At 65.5% G+C, this 7,343-nt stretch carries 7 protein-coding genes; 6 read left to right on the forward strand and 1 reads right to left on the reverse strand.

Translation table 11 applies throughout. From position 1 onward, the window contains the following. Positions 1–70: 70 nt before the first annotated feature. The 5 genes from KDJ86_RS07650 (at position 71) to KDJ86_RS07670 (ending at position 5,418) form a co-directional block, all read left to right on the forward strand. Positions 71–1,027, forward strand: coding sequence for an ABC transporter permease (locus KDJ86_RS07650; RefSeq protein WP_291744531.1), 957 nt, complete (start codon positions 71–73; stop codon positions 1,025–1,027). Continuing rightward, on the forward strand, positions 1,024–2,550 hold the full coding sequence (locus KDJ86_RS07655; protein ID WP_291744524.1) for a sugar ABC transporter ATP-binding protein: 1,527 nt from the start codon (positions 1,024–1,026) through the stop codon (positions 2,548–2,550). Before KDJ86_RS07650 ends, KDJ86_RS07655 begins: the two co-directional genes overlap by 4 nt. A gap of 11 nt (positions 2,551–2,561) precedes the next feature. Next, on the forward strand, positions 2,562–3,521 hold the full coding sequence (locus KDJ86_RS07660) for an ABC transporter permease (RefSeq protein WP_291744525.1): 960 nt from the start codon (positions 2,562–2,564) through the stop codon (positions 3,519–3,521). A gap of 14 nt (positions 3,522–3,535) precedes the next feature. After that, positions 3,536–4,324, forward strand: a complete 789-nt coding sequence (locus KDJ86_RS07665) for an SDR family NAD(P)-dependent oxidoreductase (protein WP_291744526.1) — start codon at positions 3,536–3,538, stop codon at positions 4,322–4,324. A gap of 65 nt (positions 4,325–4,389) precedes the next feature. Then, on the forward strand, positions 4,390–5,418 hold the full coding sequence (locus KDJ86_RS07670) for a LacI family DNA-binding transcriptional regulator (protein WP_291744527.1): 1,029 nt from the start codon (positions 4,390–4,392) through the stop codon (positions 5,416–5,418). Positions 5,419–5,460: 42 nt separating this feature from the next. Here KDJ86_RS07670 and KDJ86_RS07675 read toward each other — a convergent pair whose 3' ends face one another. Continuing rightward, positions 5,461–6,219 (reverse strand): SDR family NAD(P)-dependent oxidoreductase, encoded by a 759-nt coding sequence (locus tag KDJ86_RS07675; protein WP_291744528.1) that lies wholly within the window; start codon positions 6,217–6,219, stop codon positions 5,461–5,463. Between the two features lie 355 nt (positions 6,220–6,574). Here KDJ86_RS07675 and KDJ86_RS07680 point away from each other — a divergent pair. After that, on the forward strand, positions 6,575–7,343 hold a 769-nt coding region (locus tag KDJ86_RS07680), incomplete at its 3' end, for a DeoR/GlpR family DNA-binding transcription regulator (RefSeq protein WP_291744529.1).

The following is a 7,343-nucleotide window of genomic DNA, read 5'->3' on the forward strand; positions in this document are numbered from 1 at the left end:
AAGATGCCACGTCATGACCCCTAGTGCCGACGCCGAATCGCCGCGCGCATCCGCGTCGCCGAAATCCGCGATGCACCGCTTCCGGCTCGCATCCTGGGCACCGGTGATCGTGCTTGTGCTGCTCTGCGCGGTGATCGCCGTAATCAATCCGAATTTCCTCAGCTTCGGCAACTTCGTCCGCATCGCCCAGGCAGCGATGATCCCGCTGGTGCTCGGGCTCGGCGCGACCTTTATCATCCTGATGGGCTCGATCGACCTCTCGGTCGAGGGCATTCTGACGCTCTCGGCGGTGATTCTCTCGCTGCTGGTCCTCAACGGCGCCAATGGCAACGATCTCGGCCTCCTCGCCATTCCGCTTGTGCTGCTGGTCGGCGCCGGGGTCGGATTCATCAACGGTGCGGTCCACGTCAAGCTCAAGGTGCCGTCGTTCATGACGACGCTCGGGACGTGGTTCATCGGCGTCGGCGTTGCCAATGCGCTGCTCGGCGGGACGGCGGTGCGGATCAATGACAAGCTGGTGCGGGCGCTCGCCATCTCGCGCGATCCGCTTGTCGGCCTGCCCTGGGGCGTCTGGATCGCGATATTCTGCTTTTTCGTCGCGCTCGTGATCCAGAATTACACGCGCCTCGGCCGATACATCTATGCGCTTGGCGGCGGCGAGGACCTTGCAGGGCTCTCCGGCATTCGGGCGTCACGGGTGCGAATCATGGCGTTCACGCTCGCCGGGGTCTTCTACGCCGTCGGCGGTATCCTCGCCGCGGCGCAGCTCGGCCTCGGCAACTCGCAGATCGGCCTTGGCCGCCTGTTCACCACCATCACCGCGGTCGTCGTCGGCGGCACGTCGCTGGCGGGCGGCTCCGGCAGCGTCCAGCAAACGCTGGTTGGGGTATTGGTGGTCGTCGTGCTGTCGAACGGCATGGTGTTGATGGGCATCCCGCCGAGCGTCCAGATCGGCGTCCAGGGCCTTATGATCATCGCCGCAGTGGCATTGTCCATGGATCGCAAGCTCGTGCGGATCGTCAAATGAGCCCTGCCGCCGCCACGCCCGCGCTGTCGCTGGCCGGCATCGAGAAACGCTTCCCGGGCGTCCATGCGCTCAAGGATGTGTCGATCGACATCATGCCCGGCGAGGTCGTCGGCCTGATCGGCGAGAACGGAGCCGGCAAGTCGACGCTGATGAAGATATTGTCCGGCGTCTACCAACCGGACGGCGGCGAGATCCGTCTCGGCGGCCAGCCGACGCGCTTCATGAACGCCGCCGATGCCAACCTCCAGGGCATCGGGATGGTATTCCAGGAACAGTCGCTGCTGACCAATCTCAGCGTCGGCGAGAACATCTATCTGGGCACCGAGGCCGCCTTCACCCGATTCGGGATGATTGACTGGAAGGCCCTCAATGCCGCCGCCTCGCGCCAGCTCGAGAAAGTCGAGGTCGACGTCGATCCGCGCGCCCGCACCGCCGATCTTGATTTCGCCACCCGTCAGATGGTCGAGCTTGCCAAGACCCTCACCCTGGAGGACCAGGCGGCCGGCCACCTCGTGATCCTGCTCGACGAGCCGACGTCGGTGCTGGAGCGCGCCGAGATCGAGATCCTGTTTTCGCGCGTGCGCGCCCTGAAGAGCCGGGCGAGCTTCATCTTCGTCTCGCACCGCCTCGACGAGGTGCTCGAGCTGTCCGACCGGATCTATGTGATGAAGGACGGCGCGGTCGTAGCCGACTTGCCCGCGGCCGACGCCAACGTGACCCAGCTCCACCAGCTCATGGTCGGCCGGAGCCTTCAGGCCGAGTATTATCGCGAAGGGCTGCAGAAGCCGTTCCAGGACGAGGTCGTGGTCGAGGCGGAGGCGCTCTCCCTCGGCCATGACTATCGCGACGTGAGCTTCTCCCTCCATGCCGGCGAGATCCTCGGCATCGCCGGGGTCATCGGTTCCGGCCGCGAGGAGCTGACGCGCACGCTTGCTGGCTTTGCTCCCCATGACCGCGGAAAGCTCCGCATCGGCGGCAAGGAGGTGCGGTTCCGCACACCGGCCGAGGCAGTCGACAACGGGATGGGCTACATACCGCGCGAGCGCCGGGTCGAGGGGCTGGTGCTGTTCCTCTCGGTCGCCGCCAACATCACGCTCGGCAACCTCCGCAGCCTTACGCGGAACGGCCTTATCGACAACCGAGAGGAGCGCCGGCTGGCGACGCGCTGGGTCGATCGCCTCAACGTCAAGACGCCGTCAATCGACGCGCTCTGCCTCAACCTCTCGGGCGGCAACCAGCAGAAGGTGGTGCTCGCCAAGTGGCTGAACGCCAAGGCGAAGGTGCTGATCCTCGACCATCCGACGCGGGGCCTCGACGTCGGCGCGAAGGAAGAGGTCTACGAACTCGTTCGCGCAGTCACCGCCGAAGGCGTCGCGGTGGTCCTAACCTCGGACACGCTTGAGGAGACTATCGGCCTGAGCCATACGGTTCTGGTGATGCGCGACGGCGCGATAACCCACCGCGCCGACGCCCGCCCGGGCGGGAAGCCGACCCAGGTCGAGCTCATCGAGCACATGGTCTAGGGATGCCGAACATGCGTGCACTTATCGATAGCATCGGCGCCGACCGGATCCGGCAATACCTGCCGTTGGCGACCCTCGTCATCCTGGTCATCGCCGTCGGCGTCGCCCAACCGGCATTCCTCGAGCCGGCGACGCTGCTGCAGCTCGCCGCCGATACCGCGGTTCTCTTCATCCTCGCCACCGGCGTCACCTTCGTCATCATGCTCGGCGGCATCGACCTGTCGCTCCAGTCGATGGCGTCGCTGGCGAGCGTCATCGTCGCGCTCACCATCACCCGGCTCGGCTATGGCGCCTTCGTGCTGGCGGTCGCGGTGGGGGCCATCGTCGGACTGCTCGCGGGGCTCGCCCATGTCCGGCTCAGGATCCCCTCCTTCATCGCCACGCTGGCAATGGGCGGCGTCCTGTTCAGTGCGGCGCTGGTCATCTCGCACGAGCAATCGATCACCCTCGGCGAGGCCGAGCGCGGCTACCAGACCTGGATCACCGGGAGCGTCGCCGGTGTCCCGAGCGTCGTCATCGTCGGACTGATCGTGCTGGTTGTCGCTCACATCCTCCAGAGCCGGACGGCCTTTGGCCGCTACAGCGCGGCGATCGGCGCCGGCGAGCCCGCTGCCTATGCGTCGGGTGTCAAGGTCGACCGCCAGAAAGTCATCGCTTACGCGCTCTCGGCATCTTTCGCGGCGCTCGCCGGGGTCATCCTTGCGGGCCGTCTGTCGAGCGGCTCGCCAACCCTCGCGGCGGAGCTCCTCCTGCCCTCGATTGCCGCGGTGGTGGTCGGCGGCACGGCCATTACCGGCGGCGTCGGCAGCATTTGGCGGACGCTGGTCGGCGCGCTGATCATCTCGGTGGTCCGGATCGGCATGACGTTCCTCGGCGTCAACATATTCGCCCAGAACATCGTCTTCGGCGCGGTGCTGATCATCGCCGTCGCCATCACCATCGATCGGTCGAAGATACCGATCGTCAAATAGCATCGGAGCGAATCATGGATCTCGGCTTGAGCGGAAAGGTCGCCGTCATCACCGGCGGCAGCGTCGGCATCGGGCTGGCAATCGCCAAGGGTCTCGCCACCGAAGGCGCCCGTGTCGTCATAGCCGCGCGGAACGAAGAGCGCCTCGCGGCGGCGCGGGCCGAGATCGCCGCAGCCGGCGGCGAGGTGGTGACGCTGATCGCCGACGTCGCCACGGCGGAGGGATGCGACAAGGTCATCGCGACGACCACCGAAGCGTTCGGCGGCGCGGACATCCTGATCAACAATGCCGGCACCGGCAGCAACGAGACGATCATGGAAGCGCCGGACGACAAGTGGCAGTTCTACTGGGACCTCCACGTCATGGCGGCGGTGCGGCTGGCACGGGGTTTCGTGCCGTCGATGCGCACCCGCGGCGGCGGGGTGATCCTCAACAACGCCTCGATCTGCGCCACCCAGCCGCTGTGGTACGAGCCAATCTACAACGTCACAAAGTCGGCGCTGGTGATGGCCTCAAAGACGATGTCGACCGAGTTCATCAAGGACGGAATCCGGGTCAACGCCGTCAATTGCGGCTTCGTGCTGACCCCGGACTGGATCTCGACGGCGAAGCAGCTCACCGCCGATTCGGGCGGCGACTGGCAGGGCTATATTGAAAACCTCGCCAAGGAAAACGCGCCGATCGGCCGCTTCGCCTCGCCCGAAGAGGCCGCCGACTTCTTCGTCTTCCTCTGCTCCGACCGCGCGAGCTACTCGGTCGGGTCGACCTATTACGTCGACGGAGGCATGTTGAAGACGATCTGATTCACGGAGGATGCTGCAATGTGTCGTCAGGCGACCGAGTCGACCATCGACCAGTGCAAGCAGGCATGATCGCGAGCCGCAGATACCCTTCCTCCACCGACGTTGCCCGCCTCGCGGGGGTTTCGCAGTCGGCCGTGTCCCGCACCTTTTCGGGCGGGAAGGGCGTCTCGGAAGAGACGAGCCGCAAGGTGTTCGCGGCAGCGAAGGAACTCGGCTACCGTCCCAACGTCCTGCCGCGCATCCTCAAGCATCATCGGTCCAATCTCGTTGCGATCGTCACCAGCGGCACGAACAATCCGTTTTATTCGGCGACCCTGCAATCCTTCACGCGAGAGCTTCAGAACAACGGCTATCAGGCGCTTCTCGTCCAGGTCGACGACGACCACAGTCTCGACGGGGCGGTGCCCCGGCTGGCGAGCTATCGGGTCGATGCGATCGTCAGCGCCCTGCCGGTTCTCTCGAAGGCCGCGGCGGAAGCACTCGCTGACGTGCGCGTGCCGACCATTTCATTCAATACGCCCGTGCGGAACCGCTGGGTTGCGTCGGTCTGCTCCGACGGAGCGGGCGGCGCCGCGGCGGTGGCCGAGCTGTTTCTCGCGCGGGGCGCGAAGCGCTTCGGCTTCATCGCCGGCTCCGAGGGAAGCCATGCCTCGCAGGAGCGCCTCCAGGGGTATCGCGCCACGTTGCTTTCCGCGGGTTTCAAGGACATCTCCGTCACCTCGGGCGACTATTCCTACGAAGGGGGCTACGCCGCCGCACTGGATCTCGCGGAACGCGGCAGGATGCCCACCGCGCTGTTCTGCGCCAACGACCTGATGGCGCTCGGAGTGCTCGATGCGCTCCGCTACGAGATCGGACTTGCCGTCCCGGATGACGTCATGGTGGCGGGCTTCGATGACGTTCCCGAAGCCTCATGGAAGGCCTACGACCTGACAACCGTGCTTCAGGACGGCGAATCGATGGTTCTTGAAGCCGTCACGGTGCTTCGGCAGATGATCTCGGCCAACCGGTCGACGGGCGGTATTCTGCGAACCGTTCCCGGCCGGCTGGTCGAAAGGGCCACGACGCGACGGGGACCCCGGACAAAAGCATAGACGGATCTGTAGCTTCGATCGCGCGTTTGCCCCGTCGTGTTGTCAAAGTGCCGCCCATCCACCGTCGACGGGCAGGATGACGCCGTTCACGAATGAGGCGTCATCGGAGGCGAGGAAGACCGCGACCCTGGCGACCTCCTCCGACGTCGCGACGCGATTGGCGGGGCTGAGGCCGATGACGTTGCGCCGTCCCTCCTCGGTCTCCATCATCTCGGCCGTCATGCCGGTCGCGACCGGACCCGGGCAGATGCAGTTGACGCGGATTCCCTTCTCGATCCACTCCACGGCCAGCACGCGGGTCAGCGAGATCATCCCGCCCTTGGCCGCGGAATAGGCATCGGCGCCGGTAACGCCGGCGATGCCCATGATCGAAGCGTTGTTGACGATCGAGCCGCCGCCGCCGCGCACCATCAGGGGAATGGCGTGCTTGCAGCCCATGGCGCAGCCCTTGAGATTGATGGCGAGGATGTTGTCCCAGTCCTCGCCCGGCGTCTCGACGATGCTCGCCATCTTGAACCGGGCGGTCTCGCTGTGGCCGACGCCGGCATTGTTGAAGAGCACGTCCAGCCGGCCGAACCGGGTTTCTGCGAGGCTGATCATCGCGATGATATCGGCCTCTCGCGAGACATCCGTCCGGATGGCAAGGCCGCCCACCTCGGTGGCGACGCGTTCGGCACCTTCGCCGTTCCAATCCGCGACAATGACGCTCGCGCCCTCGGCGGCAAACAGCCGGCAGGCCGCCTCGCCCTGTCCCGACGCGCCGCCCGTGACGATTGCGACCTTGCCTTCGAACCGGTTCATGGCATTCCTCTCGTCATGACGTTCATCTGCGAATCATTCGGTTCCGGGACACCGCCGGCAGGGGGTAACCCGGACGTCCCGTCAGGCCGCCCCGCATGTGCGAAAGCATGGATGCGAAGATGTTTGTTCCTGTTCGTATTCGTTTAGATTAGCATATTCCCGTCGCGGGCAAGCAAGCCCATTTGTCCGAGGGGCACAAGGAGGCCCACGCTTGAGCGGTCATCGCTGTAGACTGGCTGTTCACAAACGCTCAGGTTCCAGGGAGGTTCGCTATGTCGCAGGTGCCTGAACCGCTGTGCCGCGCTTTTGGATATCGCGCTTCTCTCGCAATGATTGCAGCGCGTGAGACTTGCAAATGAAGGGAATGACGGAACCGGGCGAAGACGACGGCAAGCGGCTGCTTGGTCGCGTTCGAAAGGAACGCATGACCGAGATGATCCACCAGCGGGGCTTCATGTCGAGCTCGGCGCTGGCGGCGGAGTTCGGCGTCTCCGAGATGACGGTTCGGCGCGATCTGGCCGAGCTCAGCGCGCAGGGCACGCTCATACGCACCCATGGCGGCGCCATGTGGCGAGAGGAGCAGACGTTCGAGACCGGGGGCGTCGAAGAGCCCTTCTTCGACGCGCGCATGAAGCTCAACCGGGAGGGCAAGGCCCGCATCGCCGCAGCGGCAGAGCGGCTGGTCGAGAAGGGACAGGCAATCGCCCTCGACCTCGGCACCACGACCTACGAACTCGCCAACCGCCTGGCGGGGCGCCGCGAGGTTCGCATCATCACCAACAACCTGCGGATCGCGACGATGCAGCCCTCGTACCCCGGCGACATCTATCTCCTCGGCGGGTATGTCCGCCCCAACGAGATGTCGCTGTGCGGGCCGGTGGCGGTTCAGCAAGCCAGCAAGTTGCGGTTTGACATTGCCTTTCTCGGCGTTGCCGCCCTCTCGCAGGGCGGCATCTATGACTATGCGATCGAGGAGGCCGAGCTGAAGCACGTCTTCCTTGCCCAGGCCGCCCGCAAGGTGGTGCTTTGCGACGCCAGCAAGTTCGGCCGGGTCTCATTGGTTCATGTCGCGCGCCTCGACGCGTTCGACACGCTGGTCACCGACGCCCCACCGCCCCGCGACA

The organism is Bauldia sp. (assembly GCF_020442045.1).
GTDB lineage: Bacteria > Pseudomonadota > Alphaproteobacteria > Rhizobiales > Kaistiaceae > Bauldia.